The sequence below is a fragment of the Empedobacter brevis NBRC 14943 = ATCC 43319 genome (assembly GCF_000382425.1).
In the GTDB taxonomy this organism is placed as follows: domain Bacteria; phylum Bacteroidota; class Bacteroidia; order Flavobacteriales; family Weeksellaceae; genus Empedobacter; species Empedobacter brevis.
In genome coordinates this window covers 511,048-532,648 of the sequence record NZ_KB908291.1, presented here as the reverse complement: position 1 = coordinate 532,648, position 21,601 = coordinate 511,048, and the positions used below count along the sequence as shown (strand labels likewise).

Annotated in this window: 23 protein-coding genes; 14 read left to right on the top strand and 9 right to left on the bottom strand. The window is 31.7% G+C overall.

Going from position 1 to position 21,601, the window contains the following annotated elements:
• Positions 1–53: 53 nt before the first annotated feature.
• A complete protein-coding gene (locus H277_RS0102820; protein ID WP_019974058.1) occupies positions 54–893 on the bottom strand; it encodes an aldo/keto reductase in 840 nt (279 codons plus the stop codon).
• Between the two features lie 174 nt (positions 894–1,067).
• Between H277_RS0102820 and H277_RS0102815 the strand changes: the two genes are divergently transcribed.
• Both H277_RS0102815 and H277_RS0102810 read left to right on the top strand, forming a co-directional pair.
• Entirely contained in the window at positions 1,068–1,370 is a 303-nt protein-coding gene (locus tag H277_RS0102815) for a hypothetical protein (RefSeq protein WP_019974057.1), read from the top strand.
• 5 nt (positions 1,371–1,375) lie between these two features.
• On the top strand, positions 1,376–1,861 hold the full coding sequence (locus H277_RS0102810; RefSeq protein WP_019974056.1) for a hypothetical protein: 486 nt from the start codon (positions 1,376–1,378) through the stop codon (positions 1,859–1,861).
• Here the strand turns inward: H277_RS0102810 and H277_RS0102805 are convergent.
• Both H277_RS0102805 and H277_RS0102800 read right to left on the bottom strand, forming a co-directional pair.
• Positions 1,858–3,009, bottom strand: a complete 1,152-nt coding sequence (locus H277_RS0102805; RefSeq protein WP_019974055.1) for an FAD-dependent monooxygenase — start codon at positions 3,007–3,009, stop codon at positions 1,858–1,860. The genes H277_RS0102810 and H277_RS0102805 overlap by 4 nt on opposite strands.
• A gap of 96 nt (positions 3,010–3,105) precedes the next feature.
• Complete coding sequence (locus H277_RS0102800; RefSeq protein WP_019974054.1) at positions 3,106–4,488, bottom strand: dipeptidase; 1,383 nt, start codon at positions 4,486–4,488, stop codon at positions 3,106–3,108.
• A gap of 110 nt (positions 4,489–4,598) precedes the next feature.
• Between H277_RS0102800 and H277_RS0102795 the strand changes: the two genes are divergently transcribed.
• The 3 genes from H277_RS0102795 to H277_RS0102785 all read left to right on the top strand — a co-directional run bounded on the left by H277_RS0102795 (position 4,599) and on the right by H277_RS0102785 (position 6,075).
• Complete coding sequence (locus tag H277_RS0102795) at positions 4,599–4,913, top strand: DUF4286 family protein (protein WP_019974053.1); 315 nt, start codon at positions 4,599–4,601, stop codon at positions 4,911–4,913.
• Positions 4,914–5,230: 317 nt separating this feature from the next.
• The gene (locus tag H277_RS0102790) at positions 5,231–5,668 is read left to right on the top strand and encodes a hypothetical protein (RefSeq protein WP_019974052.1); all 438 of its coding nucleotides are present in this window, start codon (positions 5,231–5,233) and stop codon (positions 5,666–5,668) included.
• Positions 5,665–6,075: a hypothetical protein gene (locus tag H277_RS0102785; RefSeq protein ID WP_019974051.1), complete on the top strand. Its 411-nt coding sequence runs from the start codon at positions 5,665–5,667 to the stop codon at positions 6,073–6,075. Before H277_RS0102790 ends, H277_RS0102785 begins: the two co-directional genes overlap by 4 nt.
• 40 nt (positions 6,076–6,115) lie before the next feature.
• On the opposite strand, the gene hemL is transcribed toward H277_RS0102785, so the two are convergent.
• From hemL to H277_RS0102765, 4 genes are all read right to left on the bottom strand, one after another.
• Positions 6,116–7,399 carry a glutamate-1-semialdehyde 2,1-aminomutase gene (hemL, locus tag H277_RS0102780; protein WP_019974050.1) on the bottom strand — a complete coding sequence of 428 codons (1,284 nt, stop codon included), beginning with the start codon at positions 7,397–7,399 and terminating at the stop codon, positions 6,116–6,118.
• Between the two features lie 64 nt (positions 7,400–7,463).
• On the bottom strand, positions 7,464–10,910 hold the full coding sequence (locus tag H277_RS18505) for an ATP-dependent helicase (protein ID WP_019974049.1): 3,447 nt from the start codon (positions 10,908–10,910) through the stop codon (positions 7,464–7,466).
• 51 nt (positions 10,911–10,961) lie between these two features.
• Complete coding sequence (locus tag H277_RS0102770) at positions 10,962–11,678, bottom strand: DUF4846 domain-containing protein (protein WP_221406890.1); 717 nt, start codon at positions 11,676–11,678, stop codon at positions 10,962–10,964.
• 91 nt (positions 11,679–11,769) lie between these two features.
• On the bottom strand, positions 11,770–12,147 hold the full coding sequence (locus H277_RS0102765; RefSeq protein ID WP_019974047.1) for a hypothetical protein: 378 nt from the start codon (positions 12,145–12,147) through the stop codon (positions 11,770–11,772).
• Between the two features lie 329 nt (positions 12,148–12,476).
• Here H277_RS0102765 and H277_RS0102760 point away from each other — a divergent pair, with 329 nt between their 5' ends.
• Entirely contained in the window at positions 12,477–12,998 is a 522-nt protein-coding gene (locus H277_RS0102760; RefSeq protein ID WP_146810325.1) for a hypothetical protein, read from the top strand.
• Between the two features lie 35 nt (positions 12,999–13,033).
• Positions 13,034–13,999: a D-2-hydroxyacid dehydrogenase family protein gene (locus H277_RS0102755; protein ID WP_019974045.1), complete on the top strand. Its 966-nt coding sequence runs from the start codon at positions 13,034–13,036 to the stop codon at positions 13,997–13,999.
• 49 nt (positions 14,000–14,048) lie between these two features.
• Here H277_RS0102755 and H277_RS0102750 read toward each other — a convergent pair whose 3' ends face one another.
• Together H277_RS0102750 and ligA are read right to left on the bottom strand one after the other, a co-directional pair.
• Entirely contained in the window at positions 14,049–14,606 is a 558-nt protein-coding gene (locus tag H277_RS0102750; RefSeq protein WP_019974044.1) for a hypothetical protein, read from the bottom strand.
• On the bottom strand, positions 14,606–16,600 hold the full coding sequence (gene ligA, locus H277_RS0102745) for an NAD-dependent DNA ligase LigA (protein ID WP_019974043.1): 1,995 nt from the start codon (positions 16,598–16,600) through the stop codon (positions 14,606–14,608). The genes H277_RS0102750 and ligA overlap by 1 nt, the downstream gene beginning before the upstream one ends.
• A 230-nt stretch (positions 16,601–16,830) precedes the next feature.
• Between ligA and H277_RS0102740 the strand changes: the two genes are divergently transcribed.
• From H277_RS0102740 to H277_RS0102705, 7 genes are all read left to right on the top strand, one after another.
• The gene (locus H277_RS0102740; protein ID WP_146810327.1) at positions 16,831–17,085 is read left to right on the top strand and encodes a hypothetical protein; all 255 of its coding nucleotides are present in this window, start codon (positions 16,831–16,833) and stop codon (positions 17,083–17,085) included.
• A 34-nt stretch (positions 17,086–17,119) separates the two neighbouring features.
• Positions 17,120–17,485: a hypothetical protein gene (locus H277_RS0102735; RefSeq protein WP_019974041.1), complete on the top strand. Its 366-nt coding sequence runs from the start codon at positions 17,120–17,122 to the stop codon at positions 17,483–17,485.
• Positions 17,486–17,857: 372 nt separating this feature from the next.
• Entirely contained in the window at positions 17,858–18,562 is a 705-nt protein-coding gene (locus H277_RS0102730; protein ID WP_019974040.1) for a phosphoadenylyl-sulfate reductase, read from the top strand.
• Between the two features lie 85 nt (positions 18,563–18,647).
• Positions 18,648–19,208 carry a Crp/Fnr family transcriptional regulator gene (locus H277_RS0102725; protein ID WP_019974039.1) on the top strand — a complete coding sequence of 187 codons (561 nt, stop codon included), beginning with the start codon at positions 18,648–18,650 and terminating at the stop codon, positions 19,206–19,208.
• A gap of 73 nt (positions 19,209–19,281) precedes the next feature.
• Positions 19,282–19,608, top strand: a complete 327-nt coding sequence (locus H277_RS0102720) for a DMT family transporter (protein WP_019974038.1) — start codon at positions 19,282–19,284, stop codon at positions 19,606–19,608.
• A 111-nt stretch (positions 19,609–19,719) separates the two neighbouring features.
• Positions 19,720–20,046: a DUF493 family protein gene (locus tag H277_RS0102715; protein ID WP_019974037.1), complete on the top strand. Its 327-nt coding sequence runs from the start codon at positions 19,720–19,722 to the stop codon at positions 20,044–20,046.
• A 384-nt stretch (positions 20,047–20,430) separates the two neighbouring features.
• The gene (locus H277_RS0102705) at positions 20,431–21,588 is read left to right on the top strand and encodes a homogentisate 1,2-dioxygenase (RefSeq protein ID WP_019974035.1); all 1,158 of its coding nucleotides are present in this window, start codon (positions 20,431–20,433) and stop codon (positions 21,586–21,588) included.
• Positions 21,589–21,601: the final 13 nt, after the last annotated feature.

Genomic DNA, 21,601 nt, shown 5'->3' with positions numbered 1-21,601 from the left:
CCTCTGTATAGCAGAGGTTTTGTACATTAAGTTTTTAAAATTGAGATAACTCATTAAAATTCAACAGTTGAAGGGTTCAATCCGGAAAAACCATCAGCAGGCATTTCATCAATTGCTTTTATATCTTCTGCGTTTAACTTAAAATCAGTTGAAGTTAAATTAGCTTCAATGTTTTTTTCTGAAGAAGAGCGGGGAAGTGGTACTACCTCTTTCGCTAAACAATAGTTAATACAGATTTGTCCAACCGAAACTTTGTATTTATGCGCTAATGACACAATTAGCTCATTTTCTAAAATTCTTCCCGATCCAAGTGGACTCCATGCTTGTACCAAGATATCGTGTTGCTTACAGAAATTGACCAGTTCAGGTTGAGAATGCCCCGGATGAAATTCTATTTGGTTGACCATGGGTTTTATTTCAGCAGTCTCAGCTAATGCTTCCAAATGATTGATATTAAAATTACTTACACCAATTGCTTTTGCTTTTCCTGATTTGTAAATTTCCTCAAAAGCACGCCAAGTAGCTGCGTTCAACTCTTTCCAAGTATCAGGAAATTGTGTTTCATTAGCAGGCCAGTGAATTAGGTACAAATCCAAATAATCTGTTTGCAAATCGGCTAAAGTTTGTTCAAAAGCAGCCAATGCTTTTTCGTAACCACGTTCTGAATTCCAGCATTTAGAAGTAATAAACAATTGACTACGGTCTACATTTTCTGATTTTAAAACTGCGCCAATCTCTTTTTCATTTTTGTAAACTGCTGCTGTATCAATATGTGTATACCCTTTTGCTAAAGCTATTTTTAAAGGTTCTGTTACTTTTTCGCCTTCTAATAACCATGTTCCAAATCCAATAGCAGGAATCTCAATTCCATTTGATATTTTAAAATTTTCCATTTTTCTATTTTAATTAGATGTACCTCAAATTTATTTTAATTCAACCGATTTCAATAAATAGATGACGTTAATTCTTATGTTAAAACTCATTGATAGAATTCTTAAATTTAATTGTTTCTATTCAAAATAGTTCTATATTTATTCTCTAAAATTGAGAGGAAAAAATAGATAAGAATGACACAATTTACAGGAACAATAGAGGATTTTATGAATACCCATGAAGCGTTTATTAATGTTTTAATCCTAAAAAAAATTAATCAACAAATTGTATTAGATAAGAAAGATGCAGAAGATATTCAGCAAAACGAATTTATTCAACAAAAATTAGAAGATTTGAAAGAATATTTAACTGATCTATTTGAAAACGAGTTTGGAGATTGGGAAATTACAATGGATTTGGAATCTTTTGAACAAGAATTTGACAAACATTTTCAAATTTCAAAGCAAGAATTAGAAGATAATGTGCTGTTGAAGTAGAAACTGTGGAAGAAAAACAGGTTTTGTATGTAGATTTTGCAAGTTTAAGAAAATCCCATACAGAAATCAAGCAATTTATAGAAAAATCATCTTATGAAAAGGTTGATAATTCTGATATCCTGATTGAACAAGATTTAGGATTTTGCGGTGATGATACTTATTTTATAATGGAAGAGTTTGTTGAAAAATATAATTTGGATTTTTCTAAATTTAATTTTTCAGAACATTTTCTAAATGATTTAGAATTATTTAACAGCTTTCAAGTTGTCTTAAATATAGTTTTTCTTCCATTATATTTTCTGTTGTGGTTGGTCAAAGAATTTACTTTTGATTTGATTAACCTAAATAAATATTTGATTAAGATTGTGAAATTATTTTCAACTAATCAAAGAGAAACTCTTGATATGAGTTTTGGAGATTTGTTAACTTCTTATACCAACAAGAAATATACGTTAAGAAGTTCTACAAAATTTGTATTGAGAAATTTCTAAACCTTCATAAAATCTTCCTCCAATAAATCGTCCAATGGGCTTTGAGAGAAGGATTGAGGTAAGTTTCTGAAAGCAAAATTTCGAAGACCCATCAAAAATCTATTTTCAACCTGTGCCACTTTCCCGGCTAAACGAGATGTATCGATGATATAATGAGTTCGTTTCAATCGACGTAAATTATAATGTTCAAAAGCCAATAAAATATCTGTCTCTTTTTTGATTAATTCATCATACAATACACAAACATCTTCCACTGCCATACAAGCTCCTTGTCCCATGTTTGGTGTTGTTGCATGAGCGGCATCTCCAATTAACAAAACACGGTTAAATGCATAGTTATTAATTGGTTTAATGTCCATAATAGGTGTAGTAATAATACTATCGGGGGTTGTTTTTTGTAAGGTATTTCGAATTTGTCCCGAATAATCTTTGAACTGATTTTTAATATCACTTAAAGTATAGTTGTAAACTTCAGAATTTAGTTTTGTATTGACACAAGCATACCAATAAATTTGATGATTGATAAGAGGTGTCAAACCAAAACGCCCATTTGGACCCCATGTTTCGATGCTCTTTTTTGAATTGTACGATTTATCCTCTACAATAGCACGCCAACAAATATAACCCGCGTAACGAGGAATTGATTTTCTCAGTAATTGTTGTCGGATTGTTGAATTTATTCCGTCAGCCGCAATTAGAAAGTCTCCTTCGGTAGTTGTGCCATCTTCGAAATGAAGTACAACTTTTTCAAAACTTTGCTCAAATAATTTGACTTTCTTTGATGTTTTAATTTTGGTTGAATCAATTTTCGAAACCAAAAAATGATGCAAATCGGCACGATGAATTGCAAAATTCTCGTTGTTATAATTTTTTCTTAATCGTTCTGTATCCGCTTTCAGAATCGTTTTTTCTTTCCAATCCTGAATTTCGAAATCCTCCAGCATGTGTCCCAAAGGCGCAACTTCTTCCGCTAAACCAAGAATTTCGAACGCTTTCATTGCATTTGACGCTAAACCAAAACCGGCACCAATTCCACGAACTTCAGGCGAAGCTTCGAAAACTTCATAATCATAATTTAAATCTTGCAAAACTTTGGCTAAAGTTAAACCTGCAATTCCTGCACCGGCGATTAAGAATTTTTTACTCATAGATAAAAATAAAGTTCAAAATTAATCATTCTACTATAAACCAAAAAGAAAAGCGAATCAATTTGATTCGCTTTTCAGAAGTTATTTTGTCGAAAATTATTGTTCGTTAAAATAGTGGTAGAAATATGGAATAGTTTCGATTCCTTTGTAGAAATTGAATAAACCATAATGTTCGTTAGGAGAGTGTATAACGTCAGAGTTTAATCCGAATCCCATTAAAACAGATTTTGTTCCTAATTCTTCTTCGAATAAAGCAACGATTGGAATAGATCCACCAGCTCTTTCAGCTAAAGCTTCTTTCTCAAAAGTTTCTGCTAATGCTTTTTTAGCTGCGATAAAACCTGGATGATTGGTTGGTAAAATATAAGGTTTACCTCCGTGATGCGGTTTTACTTTAACGTCAACTGATGATGGTGCTAAAGTTGGGAAATAATCAGCGAACTGTTGTGTCACCACTTCTGGATCTTGTCCCGGAACCAAACGCATTGAGATTTTCGCATACGCATGAGAAGGAATAACCGTTTTAGCTCCTTCACCGATGTATCCTCCCCAAATTCCGTTCACATCTAAAGTAGGACGAATAGATGCTCTCTCAATTGTAGAAAAACCTTCTTCTCCTTGAATATCAGCAATACCAATTGATTTTTTATATTCCTCAACATCAAATGGAATTCTTGCTAAATCAGCTCTTTCATCTTCTGTCAATTCTGTAATTGTATCGTAAAAACCAGGAATTGTAATATGTCCTTTTTCATCGATTAATTTACCAATCATTGTCGCTAAAACATTGATCGGATTTGGAACAGCTCCACCATAAACACCAGAGTGCATATCGCGGTTCGCACCTTTTACTTCAACTTCTACATACGATAATCCACGTAAACCAACAGAAATAGATGGTTGTTCATTAGAAATCATAGAAGTATCAGAAATTAAAATAACATCATTTTTTAATTTCTCTTTATTATTTTTAACGAAATTTACCAACGAAGGTGAGCCAACTTCTTCTTCTCCTTCAATCATAAATTTAACGTTACACGGTAGTTCGTTGGTTTTATTTAAAGCTTCAAAAGCTTTAACATGCATAAACATCTGTCCCTTATCATCAGCAGAACCACGAGCGAAGATTGCTCCATCCGGATGAATTTCTGTTTTTTTGATAACTGGTTCATACGGACCAGATTCCCATAATTCTAAAGGATCAGCTGGTTGAACATCATAATGTCCATATACTAAAACTGTTGGTTTAGACGCATCAATAATTTTTTCTCCGTAGACAACAGGAAAACCTTCTGTCTCGCATACTTCTACATTGTCTGCACCTGCTTCTCTTAAGTACTTTGCAACCATTTCAGCTGCATCATTTACATCTTGTGTGTAGGCTGGATCAGCACTAACTGAAGGAATTTTAAGCAATTCGATTAATTCATCAAGGAAACGTTGTTTGTTTTCTTGTATAAATTGTTGTGTATTGTTCATTTTTGTTTGTTATGAATAATAGGTAAATTTAACAATAAAATTCTAGAGTGAACTTCTTTTCATAAAAAATATAATGCTAAAACCTTTGTATATTTGCAAAAAAATAGAAGATGATACTATATAATACAACTTTTGTTGTGGAAGAAAAAATACATGATGAATGGTTTGAATGGTTGAAAGAAGAACATATCAATGATTATCTGAAATCTAATTGTTTTATTGGCGCACGATTAGGAAAGATCACTTCTCATATAGAACCGGGAGCTGTTTCATATTCGTTACAATTCTTTTCCAATAATGAATTGACATTAGATCAGTTTAAAAATAATTTTTTAGCAGAAATCCAGCAGAAAAGTTTACAAAAATACGGTACTCAAGTATTGGCTTTTACAAGTGAAATGGATCATATAGGTGATTTTAGTTGATAAAAAACTGTCTAAATTGACAGTTTTTTATCAATAATCATATTCTGCTTCTCTCTTTAACTTCTTTCTAAATTCAAGATACTTCTATCTGAACTCTCCTCTTTGTAAGAAATATTGAGCATATTCAATCTAAATATTTTTTCTGTAATTTTTTTTAAATGTTTAGAACAAATTTCTATTCTATCTTCATGGTACAATCAATAGAATAAGTTGATAAAACCAATGAGAAAAGATGAAAATACTACATTTGAGGTATTTTATTTCATTTGAAATTGAAAGAAATTTACTTCAAATAAACTGGTTATAAATATTTTGTTATGAAAAAAATAATTATACTATTTGTATTCGTTTTAGGAGTTGGAAGTGCGAAAGCACAGGAGTTAAGCTTAGAAGAGAAGATTAAAATTTTGACTGAAAATAATTGGCGGCTTATTCGGTTAGAAGATCAAAATGGTAAAATGTACAGTTTGCCTGATGATTTGAGAAATAAAACCCTGGTTTTAAACCCTCAGAATAAAACCGCTTTTTTTTATCTTCCAAATTCGAACGAAGAGGTCTATATCTATGATGGTTATAAAATTACAGATGATAAAATCTATATTGGAAAGGATTTTGTTTTGCAATATAAACTTGACAATTTGATCGGTGTTAAAATAAGAATTTGGGATCCGGACTATGAAGCTGATTGGGTTTGGATGGATATTCCGAAAGAAACAGATGCAGCATATTTAAAAAGTATAAATTATATCAAATGAAAAATTTATTGATATTAATTCTTCTGTTCTTCAATTTTGTATGGGTAAATGCTCAAACAGAGGAACAAACACTCGAATGGTTGAATACAAAAAAAGCGGAAGTTTATGATGTTAGTTCTATCACTGTTCAGGAAGGAGCAAGGAGATTAGAAATTAACGGTGATATACTTCATGCTTATTCCGACAATGGAGCATATACGAAAATTAATTGGAGTGGAATAAAAGATGTATCCAAAACGGATACAAAAAACCAAATTGTTATTATTTCAAATACAATGTATAACGGACTGAATACCTGTATATTTTTCAAAATAGATAATCCGGAATTAATAGAAAAATACATCAAAGCACTTCGTCATATGGCGACCTTAAAAGGAGCTAAAATGATCGATGATGATTTATTTTAATTAAAAATGCAGTAGAGAATCTACTGCATTTTTAATGTTTTTATGCCTCAAAGCTTTTTACCGCATCTAAAGTTTTATTTATTTCGGCATCTTTTATAGCATCGGAAATAAACCAGGTTTCGTATCCGGATGGAGCGATGTAAACCTCATTTGTCAATAAATGATGAAAGAATTTATTGAATCTTTCGTGGTTACATTTTGTAACAGCCGTAAAATTATTAATTTCAGTTTGTTCTGTAAAAAAGACAGACATCATTGAACCTAGACGATTAATATGAGCCGGAATTCCTTTTTCTTCAAATATTTTAGCGATTTCGATATCTAAAGTCTCTGTCACTTGATCGATTCTATTGAATAGTGCTCTATCGTTATTGATAATATTCAATGTTGTAAATCCGGCACGCATAGCAATAGGATTTCCTGATAATGTTCCTGCTTGGTAAACAGGACCAAGAGGAGCCAGGTGACTCATGATTTCTCGACGTGCAGCAAATGCACCTACAGGAAAACCACCACCAATTACTTTTCCAAAAGTTACAATATCCGCATTGATATTTAGACGTTCTTGTGTACCTCCCATAGCCTGGCGGAAACCAGTCATTACTTCATCAAAAATTAACAAAGCGCCATTTTCATTACAAATTTGTCTCAATCCTTCTAAGAAACCTTCTTGCGGAACAATACATCCCATATTACCGGCAATTGGTTCTACAATAATGGCTGCAATTTCATCTTTATTTTGTTCGAATAACGTTTTTACATCTTCCAAGTTATTGTATTCTGCTAACAAAGTATCTTTTGCTGTTCCTTGTGTAACACCCGGAGAATTTGGATTTCCAAAAGTAGCTGCACCCGAACCGGCTTTAATCAAAAATGAATCAGAATGCCCGTGGTAACAACCTTCAAACTTTATAATTTTGTCACGATTTGTATAACCTCTGGCCAAACGAATGGCAGACATACACGCTTCTGTACCGGAATTAACCATACGAACCATGTCAATATTCGGAACAACAGAAGTGATTAATTTTGCAATTTCAGTTTCTAATTCAGTAGGTGTACCAAAAGAAAAACCGTTTTTCATTTGTTCAACAGTTGCATTTAAAACTCTAGGATCTGTATGACCAATAATCATTGGTCCCCACGAGTTAATGTAATCTACATAAGCACGTCCGTCTTCATCATAAATATAAGCTCCTTCTGCTTTTTGAATGAAAATAGGTGTTCCGCCTACAGATTTGAATGCTCGAACAGGAGAATTTACACCTCCCGGAATATATTCTTGTGCGTCTTTAAATAATGCGCTACTTCTTTGATACAACATAATATTTTACAAAAATAGTTGCACAAATTTACAGAATCTTAAATGAATTAAGAAGTGATTTTGATTAGATTATTGTTTGATAAGGGGATTTCTTTTCCAGGTAATCGATTAATATGTTGATGAGTTGATTCTCTTTCAAAATCGTTTGATTCCCAATTAAAAATAATTGTTCTTTGGCACGCGTTAAAGCGACATTAAGCTTTCTATCTACATTTCCCTGGTCATTCATATTGACCAAGGCATTCAATTGCGAATGATACGTCACCGCAAAACTGTACAAAATAATATCCCGCTGACTTCCTTGATAACGTTCTACCGTATCGACTGTAATTTGTTCGTGATTAGGAATATTGGCTAATTCTAATTTTTGTTTAATCAATGCAATTTGATTTCGAAATGGAGCAATAATTCCAATGGTTTTTTTCGCATCAAAAGGTTTTTGATTGATGTTATATAAATGAATTATTTCTTCAACCAACTCAACAATTAAATCGGCTTCCTGAATATTTGTAGAAGGCAAATAAGGATTTTCATCAACATTGATAAATGCAAAACGGTGATTGGCAATAAAATGTTGTAAATGATTGGATTCATCACAATTTTCAAAATCTAAATCAGCGCGTTGACGATTTAAACTTTGTTTGATTTCTTTGTTCAAATTCGGAATATCATACGCAACATTTAATTTTCCGTCATAAAAATAATTGTTCGGAAAATCAGCAATTTCAGCATGCATTCTTCCTTGATAAGTCAATTGATCAAATGAATAATCAAGTTGGTTTTGTTCACAAAACTGATACAATCGTTCAAAAATTGAATTTTTACGGTTGATCAAACCAATATTTTCCAATAACTCATTATTTGTTTTGGCTAATTCAGGATTTTGTAAAACAATAGCAGGTAATTGTTTGTGATCACCTATCATAATAAAACGTTCGGCTTTTGGTAAAATTCCAACAATTTGAGGTTCTAAAATCTGAGAAGCTTCATCGATAATAATTGTGTCAAATTTCTTTAATTTAAGAATATCGTTTTTACTTGAAATTGAAGCAACGGTGGAAACAAAAATTCGTTGTTTTCGAATAATATCTTGAATGGTTTTTCTTGAAAACTTTTGCCCTTTTTGTTCTAAATCAGCATCACTTTGCTCAATTATCTTGTTCAATAAATTTTGATGAAATTCCGGTGAAGTGGATAATTCATTTCCAATTCGGATGAATTTTTGTTCAATTTGATCGGAAATAGCTGAATTGATCGATTCGCATAATTCATCAACTGCACGATTCGTATATGCTAAAAGCAAAATATTACAGTCTTGCTTTTCATACATTTCTTTCACCAATTCTTTGATAATGATAGATGTTTTTCCCGTTCCAGGAGGTCCGTTCAATAAAAAATAGTCTTTCGTAGAAAGTGCTTTTTTCAAAATGCGATTTTGTTCATCGGAGAGGTTTGGATTGAAATAGGCATAATCCATCTGATTTTTGGGAAGTGATTGTGTCAAAATCAATTCTTTTTTCATTTTTGATGAATGAATGAATCCATACAGATTCCGGTACATGGACACAAAAGAAGAATCCATGAAATCCCGTTCTAAAGCCCATTTTCCTGATTGATCAAACGAATCAAAAAAACGAGTGTTGGGTTGTTGGTAACGAAAACGTAAAACGATAAATTCTCTCGAAATACTTTTGATGGTACACTTAAAAACCTGGTTCGTTAAAACCGAATCTTTAAAATTGTTTCTAGGATATAAAATACAAATGTCTCCTTCCCGAATCGAAATAAAATCGTTAGCAGGGTTGGTTCTTTTTAATTTGATTTCACGTTGTTGTTCAGAGATTTTATTGTCAACAATTTCCAAATCATAAATAATTTCAAAATTATTGTTTTTTTCTTCGAAAGTATTCAGCCACAAACTTGCCAAACCATTGTTAGAAGTTGATTGTCCCAAACCAAGTTTCGCCATATATTGCTCTTTCGCAATAAAGTTTGTAAATGAATAAAAGTATGCTTTTTCTAAGGGGGAACTGTTTTTTATCGGATAGATAAATTTATCCAATTGCTCTTCCAAGATTTCTTTGAAACGAGGATTAACTTTTCGCTTGATGAAATTTGCAGGTTTAATTGAATAGAGAATCGATTCTATTTCTGTTAACGAATGATTTGCTAGACGATTTTCGTTGATGATAATTCGGTTTCGTAAATCAAAAATTCGTTGAACTCGAGCCAATGAAGGAAGATCAAAACGTAAATTTCCTTGGTAAACTTTTGAATAGAAAATAAACCCTTCTGTATTTTTAGTGACATCTTTAAATTCTAAATCATACAAAACACCAATAATTTGATAATATAAAAATAACTGTGTGGCATGATTTGGTTTGACACTTTTTCCGTCATCAGGAAAAGGAGCTCCACCGGATTTTAGTTCAATGATTTTATTTTTACCTTCAGGATTGATATCCAATAAATCAAGACGCCCTTGAATACCATATTGTTCACATAAAAAAGACGGTTCTAATAAAGCTCGATCCAAAGAAATATCATAAGTTGGAAAATCTTTGGTCAGCACTTTTTGAATTCGATCAAAATGACCTTTTGCTTCCTGGTAATAATCTTTCAAATCTTGCGGATTTGTCAAATCTTTACAAGCGGTATATTCTAAAGGATAATTTTTGAAATCATTTTTGAAGATTTCATTAAAATCCGTGTTTTCAATATTTTCAGTAGAAAAATGGTCAACAACAGCATTGGCAAAATTTCCTAAACGAATGTGTTTGCTGTTTGGTGCTTCTTCAAACTTTTTTTGCACATAATGTAATTCAGAAGTTCCATAATCTTGAAAACATTCCGCAATCGCAGAAATATCAACCAGATAATCGGGTTCAAGAATAATAAAGCGTGGATGATAAATTCCTTCCTCATCAATGGTCGAATTGACCAAATTTAATTGTGCACCAATCCAAAAATCTTCAACTGAAGTAAAATTCTCATTAACTCCATCTTCATCAATTTGAACCGTAATATACTCATCTGTCTCGTTTTCTTCGTGATCACAGATTAAACAATCGCGCTTAATTTCAATAATTTGGACACGTAGTTTTTTGATTCTGTTTCGTGTAAGAATTTTGTTGGTATAGAATTCTTTTTCAGGAAAGTAATAAATGATTTCTGCCGGAATCATGACTTCATAAATCGAAGAAATGAATTTTGCAACATATTTGTAATGGGTAAAAAATTCGTGATCCGAAGGTGCGTACTTTTCGCTTAAAATTCGCTGTGCAGTTTTACGAAACGAATGAATTTTAGTTGAAACCTGGTATTGATTACAAATGAAAGAGAGTTTCGAGAAAAAGTTAGAAAACTGTAAAGCTTCATTTTTTGTCAATTCAAAAGCAATATTCTCAACCAAACGTTTTAAATCTAAATATTTAGAATTGATTGGTTTATTCGCAAGTTGAATTTGTAAAATTTCGTTTAACAGTTGATTTCCGGTTTCTTCTCGGTTCATGGCGATTAGTTTTTACAAAATTAAGGCATATTCTTCATTTAATAAAGAACCTTAATCCCAGGTTTTCCACTCCTCACTTGTAAATAACCATTCCGGTGTTTTTATTTTTCCTTGTTCTACTTTATACCAAGGATTTAGTTTCTGATCTGTTGGATTATTTAAAATCTGGATTTCTTGTGCAGGCATATAGCTTTGTGCAAGAAGAACTATTTTTTCACCTTTTTCATTTTCTGCTAAATCAACAACCATTACTGCATGTCCATAAGGATTACCTTGTTGAAGAAGAATATCTCCAATTTTGATAGTGTGATAGTCAATACTCCTTAATTGATTTTTTAAAGAAGCCGTGTTGGCAGAACTAAAAACATATTCCAAATACTTCCAATAGTTTTCTTGAGAGAAGTCACCTTTTGCAAAAGCTGTAAAAGAACGCGGTTTACCATCAGATAAAAAATGGAACGAAATTTTATCATAACGTTTGTGCTGGTAGAGATAATCTGCTCTTAATCGCATGGGCAAATCTTTATTTCCAATGGGCAAGTCTATTACAGCATTATAAATGTTATTTACAGGTTTTTGTTTTCCATTGTAGTAGCTGACGAGAGTTCCGTAATATTTCAATTTTAAATGTTGGAGAAAATAGCCAAAATCTGATTCGGTATAATGCATTCTATGATAATTATTTGGAACTGAAAACCGATTCAAGATTAAAGTTTCTTTTTGATTGATATGGTTTTCTGTTGCTTCTTCGGACAGTGTGTTAAGCACAGAGTTTTCTATTTTCTCAGTAGAATCAGGTTCTACTTTTTTGCAGTTAAAAATCAGAAATAGGAGGAAAAGACAGGTGTAATTTCTCAACTTATTTTATTCTCAAAGATGAAACAATTACAACAAAACCATCAGGATCAAGAAAAGAAATTCCGTTTATATTCCAATACGGATTTTTAGCTTGTATTGGTTCAATCCGGTAAAATTCTAGATTTTTTATAACGGCCTCATATTCTTCTTGTGTTTCAGGATAGAATACAAGACAATCATCCTCATCAAATTGATGGTTGACGTCATCTGATGAGGTGGTAAATTCTAAATGCCAATCGGTATTTGCTTTTCCAATGAAAAGACCACCGTAACCATTATGATTTTTAAAATCGCCAAGAATGTCTAAGTTCAAAATCTTCGTATAAAAAGTTTCGATTTCTTTTATTCGATTTGTATGACGTGCACTTCTAAATTGCATAAAATTCACTATTCTTATTGATTGTAAATTACTATATTTTATTGAATTTTATTGAAAATATTTAATGATGCTCAAACAAAATCGCTATACAAAACTTTTCATCTGTTCACTATGTTTTTTTATTTTAGGAATATTTTCATTTGGATATGGATACAATTTAGACTACTATAAAAATGATAATGGAATATATTTCTTACTTACAGGAATATTTTTACTTATTGTAGGTTTTTCAGTGGGTATATTTAGTTTAGTAAAAGGATTTATAAAAATATATAAAAAATAATTATCCTTCTTTTATGATAGCGGTTTTACATGAAATATTGATTTAAATGAAAAAAATATTGTTCCTATTTATGCTGATTATGCTTGCTCCAATGATTTCTTTTGCACAGAAAAATGAAAGAATTATAACGGAAGAGATTAAAAATAAAATTAACCCAATAAAAACGAATTTTGAACGAATCAATTCCATTGATAAATGGACTAAAATTAAAACGATTGAAACAGATGATTCTGCAGAAGGCGGGTATGTCAATTACTATTATTTAAATGAAAAATTAGAAAAAGTTGTGGTGCAAAAGTTTGGAGAATCTGGTAAGTTTTTGGCTGAATATTACGTGTTGAATAGTACATTATCTTTCGTTTTTGAGAGGAATATAACATATAACGTACCGCTGTATTGGGGAGAATTTGATCATAAAAAATCAAAAATAAAAGAGAAGCGCTATTATTTTGAGAAGAAGCAATTGATACATTTTGTTGGTAAATCGATGAATTTGAATGAAGAAAGCAAGGGAGTGATAGATGATTTTGAAGCATTAATTAAAGCTGAGAAAAACACTGAAAATTAAATCAAAAAGAGGTACATTTAGTAAAAATAAAAATCATGAATATCGCAATTTTAGACGATTATCAGCATGCTGTACCTCAATTGAATTGTTTTGAATTATTGAAAGATTTCAATGTTAAAATATTAGATAAAACCTATCAAAATCCGAAAGATTTGGCAAAAGAAATACAAGATACCGAAATTTTAGTACTAATCAGAGAACGCACCAAAATTGATGATGAGTTATTGTCTCTTTTACCTAATTTGAAATTAATTAGTCAAACAGGAAAAATTTCCAATCATTTAGATTTAGCTGCTTGTACAAAGTATGGTGTTGCCGTAGCAGAAGGAATCGGTTCTCCAATTGCACCTGCTGAATTGACTTGGGCATTGATTATGAATGCAACGCGCAAGATTCCGCAAGCGATAGAAGCGATGAAAAAAGGAGAATGGCAAACAAATATTGGTTCTGCTATTCATGGAAAAACAATTGGGATTTGGGGGTATGGAAAAATAGGGCAGAAGATTGCACAATACGCAAAGGTGTTTGGAGCGGAGGTTCTGGTTTGGGGAAGTGAAAATTCCCGTCAAAAAGCAAAGGAAGATGGTTATCAAGCAGCTAATTCCCGTGAAGAATTTTTCTCAATAAGTGATGTTATTTCACTTCATATTCGATTGAATGAACAAACAAAAGGAAGTGTGAAATTTGAAGATTTAAAGTTAATGAAACGAGAGGCGGTTATTGTGAATACTTCTCGTGCTGAATTGATTGAAGAAAATGCTTTAAGTAAAGCTTTAAGTCAAAATACACCGACTTATGCTGCTTTAGATGTTTATGAAATCGAGCCTATTTATGATCAGACGAATGAATTTCTAAAAAACCCGAATGTCATTTGTACACCTCATCTGGGGTATGTGGAAGAAAATAGTTACGAATTGTATTTTTCAAAAGCTTTTGAAAATGCGATCAATTTTATTGCAGCTAATCCTACCAATATTGCGAATTCCGAAGTCTTAAAATAAGCTAATTTAAGAACAAAAAAATCCGCCAATTTTGACGGATTTTTTTGTTTTAATAAATTTCTTCTTTTTTAAAGAAAACGGTATCATTGTCTTTTCTGAATTTTAATTCCGAGTAATGAACGGTATAATTATCAATCATTCCATAGGTTTCGAGAATAAAATTAGTTTTGAAACGATAATTTCTATTCATTTTATTTCTAGCATTTGCTCCTAGCTCATCTTTTAGATTCAACAATTTTGGAGAAACCTCGAAACGCGAATCTGATTCTATTCGTTTGATAATTTTATTGATATCTACAGTATCCATTATCAAAACTGTTTCTTGTTTTAAATGTTTAATACCCGAAATTTCAGTCGAAACCATTTTTATTGGTCCTTTGTAACCAATTCCTGCCTGGTGTAAATCTGTTTTTAAATCTTCGCTCGAATACATTTGACTTCTATACCCATATTTGACCATGGGAATAAGAACGATAAAAAAGATAGCAGCAGAAATAATCATGGCAGCTTTATGATAGCCGGCCATTCTCAATCCATAATAAATAAACGGAACCAAAATAATTAAAACGATTCCGAATATGACGACAGCAATTAATCCTGATTCCATTAGCCGTTTATCATAATTAAAAATTCGTCTTCCGTAAGAATAGAGACAGTTCCTATTTCTTCTGCTTTTTTCAATTTACTACCCGCTTTATCACCCGCAACTAAGAAATTGAGATTTTTGGAAACTGCCGAAATATTTTTCCCACCATGGTCTTCCACCATTTTTTGCGCTTCATTACGGGTAAATTTTGTCAATGTTCCGGTAAACAGAAAGGTTTTCCCTTCTAAAGAATCCGAGATAGGTTTGGCTTCTTCACCAATTTCAAAGTTTAAACCATAATCACGTAAACGTTGAATGATGATTTGATGTTGTTCCTCCTTAAAATATTCTTTAATAGAAATGGCAATTTTTTCTCCAACATCTGTTACAGAAACCAATTCTTCCATTGTAGCATGCATCAAACGGTCGATGTGTTGAAAATGTTTCACCAATTTCTTTGCAACTGTTTCACCAACATGTCTAATTCCGATGGCATACAAGACTCTTTCGAAAGGTTGTTCTTTTGATTTTTCGACTGAATTAATGATATTTTGAGCGGACTTTTCAGCCATTCTTTCCAAAGGCAGAATATCTTCTTTTTGTAAAGTATAAAAATCTGCAATGTTATTCAACAAATTTGCTTTGTGTAATAAGACAGCAGTTTCCCCACCAATACTTTCAATATCCATTGCTTTTCTAGAAACAAAGTGTTCTAATCTTCCAATAATCTGAGGTTCACAACCATTTTCATTTGGACAATAATGCTGTGCCTCTCCTTCTTTTCGAATTAAGGCTGTTCCACATGAAGGACAATTTTTAATAAATTCAATTTCGGCTGTTTCGGGTTGGCGAACATCTGTATTAACACCTACGATCTTCGGAATAATTTCTCCTCCTTTTTCTACATAAACGATATCGCCAATTCGAATATCTAATTTTTTGATGATATCTTCATTGTGAACAGATGCACGTTTCACAATTGTTCCGGCTAATGAAACCGGAGCAAGATTCGCAACGGGTGTAATTGCTCCTGTACGTCCAACTTGATAATCGATACTCAACAATTCTGTTTCAGCAGCTTCAGCTTTAAATTTATACGCCATTGCCCAACGAGGAGATTTTGCAGTATATCCCAATTCATCTTGTTGCGAAAATGAATTCACTTTGATGACAATTCCGTCCGTTTCATAAGGCAAGTTTTTACGTTCATTATCCCAATAATCTACAAAGGCTAAAACTTCTTCTAAAGAAGTACATAATTTTGAAGTGTGCGGAATTTTGAAACCTAGCTCATCCGCAGCTTGTAACATTTCCCATTGTGTTGTATAAGGTAAATTATTTCCAATAAAATAATAAGGAAAACATTGTAAACCACGTTTTGCCACTTCGGTATTGTCTTGTAATTTTAGAGAGCCCGAAGCTGTATTTCGAGGGTTTGCATACAATTCTAAACCATTATTGGCGCGTTCTTTATTAATAGAAGCAAATGTATTCAACGGAATTGTAATTTCGCCGCGCATGTAAAATCGTTCAGGATAATTTCCTTTTAATTTTAATGGAATAGATTGAATGGTTCTGATATTATTTGTAATCTCGTCTCCCTGAGTGCCATCTCCGCGTGTAACGGCTTGGGTCAGCTGCCCATTTTCATAAAGAATAGAGATTGAAGCGCCGTCGTATTTTAGTTCGCAAACAAATTCTACTTTTTCACCTAATGCTTTTTCGATGCGTTTTTCCCACTCTTGTAAATCTTCGACAGAATATGAGTTGTCCAGTGAATACATTCTAAATTCGTGCACAATTGTTGGGAAGTTTTTAGTAACCATTCCTCCAACACGTTGAGTAGGAGAATTTACATCGAAGAAAATAGGATTTTCGTCTTCCAGACGTTTCAATTCTTTCAATTTCAAATCAAATTCGAAATCAGAAATTGTCGGATTATCTAAAACGTAATAATTGTAATTATGTTGGGTAAGCTCTTCTCTTAAAGCTAAAATCTTATCTTGAATTTCCATTGTTTAAAATCTTATAAAAAAGACGGCAGGTCATAATTAAATTTGTTTCAACACCTCATCAAATCAAAGATGAAAAACTGAACTAAATTTAGTTTGACCATGTTGATACTATAAGAATAGTAATGAGCAAAGATAAAGACTTGAATTTATTCGAACAATTTTTAAAATAAATAGGATTGATTTATATTTAGGAATATTTATTGCAAGGTTTATTGAAAAAAGAATCAACTATGAATAATTTATTGGAAGTTTTAGATACAAAATCAAAAGGATTTGAAAATACAGTTTCTATTGTTACAACAGGTGCCGCTGCGGGAATTGCGATTTCAAAAGCGATTAATAAAAACGAAAAGGTTGGAGCTGTTGTCGGAATTGGAGTGGGGTTGTTGGTTTATGCGATGTTTAGTCCTGAGAACAAATTGAAAAAAGAGAATAAAAAGCTTGAGAAACAAATTGAACAAATTGAAGCTAAATTTGAAAAATAAGTTGTTTTTATGCCTAAGTATTCTAGCTTTTTTGATGAGTTTACTATTGCCTGTACATATAGTAGAAGGGGATAATTATAAAATTTTTGAACTTTATGGTTATGTATATGCATATGTGGGTTGGATGACATTTCCATATTTAGATTTCTTTTGTTGGTTGGGAAATTTCACATTGCTATTTGCTTGGATTTTTTACCGAAAAAAAATAAGTTTTTATTTCAGTATATTAACTGCAATTTTAATGTCTTTGTATGGACTAAATCATCTAACAAGATTGAATATTTTAGGAGTCCATGAATATAATCTACCTCTTTTTGGATATTGGATTTGGTTACTTTCACCAATTTTTATGATTATTCATCATTTCAAACAAAATAGATTAAAAAGTCAAGCTATATAAGGTTTGACTTTTTTTGTTTTATGAATATGATAATTTTTTCTCGGGCACTATTAGATACAATTTAATAACCTGTCTATCTATTTTTTATTTATGCAATATTGATATTGTTTTTTGAGTATTTTTGATAAATAAACTGATAAGAATGTCTTTATTTGAACATATTTTACTCGATTTTCAATCAATATTATGAATGTGATAATTTTGTTTCGAAAATAGTTAGACGATTCATAATTTTTTCTAAAATAATATATTGAATTAATACGTAAATAGCAAGACAAATAAGTGGAGAATAGTTTTGTTGTGAATTTAAGAATGAATACATTTGCTAGAATTAATTCTCTATAACAACTATAGGGATTGTGTATTATAAAAATGAATCATCTTAAACATATATTAGATCAAGTTTTAGAGCAACCGAGTTTAGAAGAAAAATTAAAATTCTTGAATAATTATGTTCAGGTTAAACTTGTTTTTTCAACGAGTTTTGGATTTGAAGATCAAGTTATTTCTCATGCTATTTTAAGTCAAAAATTGAAAAATATTGAAGTTTTTACTTTAGACACAGGACGTGTTTTTCAAGAAACGTATAATACTTGGAACAAAACAGAATTGAAGTACCAATCGAAGATAAAACCTTATTATCCGCCAACAGAAGAGTTAGAATCTTTTGTAGCTGAAAATGGGATTAATCCTTTTTATGATTCTGTAGAATTGAGAAAACAATGTTGTTATATCAGAAAAGTTATTCCCCTTAATCGAGCTTTAAAAGAAGCTTCTGTTTGGATTACAGGTTTGCGTGCTGAGCAATCGAATAATCGTCATGATATGCATGAAATAGAATTTGATGAAGAAAGGCAATTATTTAAATTCAATCCATTAATTGATTTTACAACAGAAGATTGTTTTAATTATTTAAAAGAAAATGGTGTTCCGTACAATTCATTACATGAGCAAGGTTTTATAAGCATTGGTTGTGCACCTTGTACACGTGCTATAAGAGAAGGAGAAGATTTCCGTGCCGGACGTTGGTGGTGGGAAGACAATAGTAAAAAAGAATGTGGCCTGCACACAAAGTAGGTTTCATGTGTTAATTTAATTTCAAGAACTCAATCTGAATTTTTAGATTGAGTTTTTTGTTTATTTTTACTTGACAAGTTTACATATGGAAATAAAGCAGATTTTAAACCAAATTTCCTTCCTTTCTTTTTCTTCTATGCAGCAAATGATTGATAAAATAGAATTAATTGAGTTAGTAAAAGGTACTGCTGTTCTGAGTACAGATAAAGTCGAGAAGAAGATTTATTTTATCAAGAAAGGAATGGTTCGAGCCTATACAGTTGATGACGGAAAAGAAATTACGTTTTGGTTTGGAAAAGAAGGTGATTTGATTGTATCGATGAGAAGTTACGTTGAAAATAAAACAGGTTATGAAACAATTGAACTGATGGAGGATTGTGAATTGTATGAGATTAAAATGTCTGATTTACATGAATTATATTCAACTAATTTAGAAATTGCAAACTGGGGAAGGAAATTAGCTGAAATCGAACTGATAAAAACAGAAGAGCGTTTTATTTCGAGACAATTGGGAACCGCTATTGACAGGTATAAGAAATTGTTGAATGAAGACCCTGGTTTGATTAACCGGGTACAATTAAGTTACATCGCTTCTTATTTAGGAATTTCTCAAGTTACATTGAGTAGAATTCGCGCCGAAATATAAATGAATAATTTTTTAACATTTGTAAAAAAATAGTTTTTTTTTCTACTTCATCTTTGTAAAAAATATAACAAAAATGAATTGGATTTTATTGATTTTAGGCGGTTTATTCGAAGTTGGATTTACCTCTTCATTAGGAAAAGCCAAAGAAACTACAGGAACAGAAATGTATATGTGGTATGGAACTTTCGCTGTTTGCCTGGTTGTAAGTATGGTGTTATTAATTAAGGCGACACAAACTTTACCATTGGGAACAGCATATGCAATTTGGACAGGAATTGGCGCAGTTGGAACAGTATTAATCGGAATATTTGTTTTCAAAGAACCAGCTAACTTTTGGAGAGTATTTTTTATTTTTACGTTGATAAGTTCAATTGTGGGATTAAAATTTGTTTCAAATTAAATATAGCCTACTGTCTATAAAAGTTGATATGACAAAATGTCTTAATAATTGAAGTGTTTTTCAATAATGTGATGTGGTACTATTTTTGACATAATACAACTAAAATATAGTATGAACAATAACAGAGATTACACATTCGAAGAAATTCCAGATAGCTCTCATAATGAGCAGGATTTTTATGCAAAATTTAGAGAAAGATTGGATGATGTTCAAAAGTTTCCTGCAGATTATTTATTCAAGTTCATTTATCCTTCAAGTGAAGAGACAATGAAAAAGATTAAAGAGGTATTTGCTGATACAAATGCTGAGTATGAATACAAAGCATCAAAAAATAGAAAATACACTTCGATTTCTATAAAATTATACGTAATAGATGCGGATACCGTAATCAACTATTATAAAGAAGTATCCAAGATAGAAGGAGTTATTATGTTATAAAAAGGTTGCTACAGCAACCTTTTTTTATTTGAAAAAAGTAGGTATATTTTATACTTTCTATTTAAGAAGTTACCTAATAATCGGATATTTATTAAATAAGACCAATTTCCTTTTTCTTATTTTTGAGGAGTAACATTAATGCCAAATAAAATAATGGTGTATTTGTTACAATCAAAAAAAGTTTCTATCTTTGGTATAACCACAGAAAAGAAATGCAAGCAATTAAAGAAAATATAAAACCTTTATTTGTTGGAATGAATAAGCAAACTTCTGCTTTACTTTCCAAAATTGTATTTGCTCAATATTCACATTAGAATATTGTAGACTCCTTGTTGACGAATTTCGTCATCTACCTTTTCATCAAAACAACAAACAAAATACGATATGCCACTTTATCATCATTTGGGAGAATTCCCACAAAAGCGACATACGGTATTCCGAAAACCAAATGGAGAATTATATGCAGAAGAGCTGGTTTCTACGCATGGATTTTCGAGTACGTATTCTAATGTTTATCATTGTTATCCACCAACTTTGGTAAAAGAAATTAATGAACCTTATTCGGTTGAACCTAAAATAGCTCGCGCAAAGCATTTGAAGCACACGTCTTTAAAAGGGTTTAAAGTAAAACCAACAAAAGATTATTTAGAATCACGTGTTCCTGTTTTAGTGAATAATGATTTGCACATCTCGTTGGCTGCTCCTCAACAGTCGATGACCGATTATTTTTACAAAAATTCTCAAGCGGATGAAGTGATTTTTATTCATGAAGGTTCTGGGGTTTTGAAAACAGGTTATGGACAAATCGAGTTTGAATATGGAGATTATTTAGTCATTCCACGTGGAATAATTTATCAACTTCATTTCAATGACGAGAATAATCGTTTGTTCATCACAGAGTCATTTAGTCCGGTAGAAACACCTCGTCGTTACCGTAATCATTTTGGTCAATTAATGGAACATTCTCCATTTTGTGAACGAGATATAAAGCGTCCGCAAAATCTTGAAACCCATGATGAACATGGAGATTTTAAGATTATGATTAAAAAAGAAGGCTTAATATATCCCTATGTCTACGGGACTCATCCTTTCGATTTTGTTGGATGGGATGGTTATCATTATCCTTGGGCCTTTTCAATTCATAATTTCGAGCCGATAACAGGGCGTATTCATCAACCACCACCGGTTCATCAGACATTTGAAGGTGCAGGATTTGTTATTTGTAGTTTCGTTCCTCGTTTGTTCGACTATCATCCAAATGCTATTCCGGCTCCTTATAATCATAGTAATGTAGATTCTGACGAAATTTTATATTATGTCGATGGCGATTTTATGTCAAGAAAATCAGTTGAAAAAGGTCAAATTACATTACATCCGGCGGGTATTCCGCATGGTCCGCATCCGGGAACGGTAGAAAAGTCGATTGGAGCAAAAGAAACACATGAGTTGGCTGTGATGATTGATCCTTTCAGACCTTTAATGTTAACAGAACAAGCTTTAGAAATAGAAGATCCGGATTATTATAAATCTTGGCTTTATTAATGATCATCGTCAG

Bases quoted from the DNA above. Each gene is read 5' to 3' on its own strand.
- H277_RS0102820 (WP_019974058.1), bottom strand. From the start codon at position 893: ATGGAAAATTTTAAAATATCAAATGGAATTGAGATTCCTGCTATTGGA.
- H277_RS0102815 (WP_019974057.1), top strand. From the start codon at position 1,068: ATGACACAATTTACAGGAACAATAGAGGATTTTATGAATACCCATGAA.
- H277_RS0102805 (WP_019974055.1), bottom strand. From the start codon at position 3,009: ATGAGTAAAAAATTCTTAATCGCCGGTGCAGGAATTGCAGGTTTAACT.
- H277_RS0102800 (WP_019974054.1), bottom strand. From the start codon at position 4,488: ATGAACAATACACAACAATTTATACAAGAAAACAAACAACGTTTCCTT.
- H277_RS0102795 (WP_019974053.1), top strand. From the start codon at position 4,599: ATGATACTATATAATACAACTTTTGTTGTGGAAGAAAAAATACATGAT.
- H277_RS0102790 (WP_019974052.1), top strand. From the start codon at position 5,231: ATGAAAAAAATAATTATACTATTTGTATTCGTTTTAGGAGTTGGAAGT.
- H277_RS0102785 (WP_019974051.1), top strand. From the start codon at position 5,665: ATGAAAAATTTATTGATATTAATTCTTCTGTTCTTCAATTTTGTATGG.
- hemL (WP_019974050.1), bottom strand. From the start codon at position 7,399: ATGTTGTATCAAAGAAGTAGCGCATTATTTAAAGACGCACAAGAATAT.
- H277_RS18505 (WP_019974049.1), bottom strand. From the start codon at position 10,910: ATGAACCGAGAAGAAACCGGAAATCAACTGTTAAACGAAATTTTACAA.
- H277_RS0102765 (WP_019974047.1), bottom strand. From the start codon at position 12,147: ATGCAATTTAGAAGTGCACGTCATACAAATCGAATAAAAGAAATCGAA.
- H277_RS0102760 (WP_146810325.1), top strand. From the start codon at position 12,477: ATGAAAAAAATATTGTTCCTATTTATGCTGATTATGCTTGCTCCAATG.
- H277_RS0102755 (WP_019974045.1), top strand. From the start codon at position 13,034: ATGAATATCGCAATTTTAGACGATTATCAGCATGCTGTACCTCAATTG.
- H277_RS0102750 (WP_019974044.1), bottom strand. From the start codon at position 14,606: ATGGAATCAGGATTAATTGCTGTCGTCATATTCGGAATCGTTTTAATT.
- ligA (WP_019974043.1), bottom strand. From the start codon at position 16,600: ATGGAAATTCAAGATAAGATTTTAGCTTTAAGAGAAGAGCTTACCCAA.
- H277_RS0102740 (WP_146810327.1), top strand. From the start codon at position 16,831: ATGAATAATTTATTGGAAGTTTTAGATACAAAATCAAAAGGATTTGAA.
- H277_RS0102735 (WP_019974041.1), top strand. From the start codon at position 17,120: ATGAGTTTACTATTGCCTGTACATATAGTAGAAGGGGATAATTATAAA.
- H277_RS0102730 (WP_019974040.1), top strand. From the start codon at position 17,858: ATGAATCATCTTAAACATATATTAGATCAAGTTTTAGAGCAACCGAGT.
- H277_RS0102725 (WP_019974039.1), top strand. From the start codon at position 18,648: ATGGAAATAAAGCAGATTTTAAACCAAATTTCCTTCCTTTCTTTTTCT.
- H277_RS0102720 (WP_019974038.1), top strand. From the start codon at position 19,282: ATGAATTGGATTTTATTGATTTTAGGCGGTTTATTCGAAGTTGGATTT.
- H277_RS0102715 (WP_019974037.1), top strand. From the start codon at position 19,720: ATGAACAATAACAGAGATTACACATTCGAAGAAATTCCAGATAGCTCT.
- H277_RS0102705 (WP_019974035.1), top strand. From the start codon at position 20,431: ATGCCACTTTATCATCATTTGGGAGAATTCCCACAAAAGCGACATACG.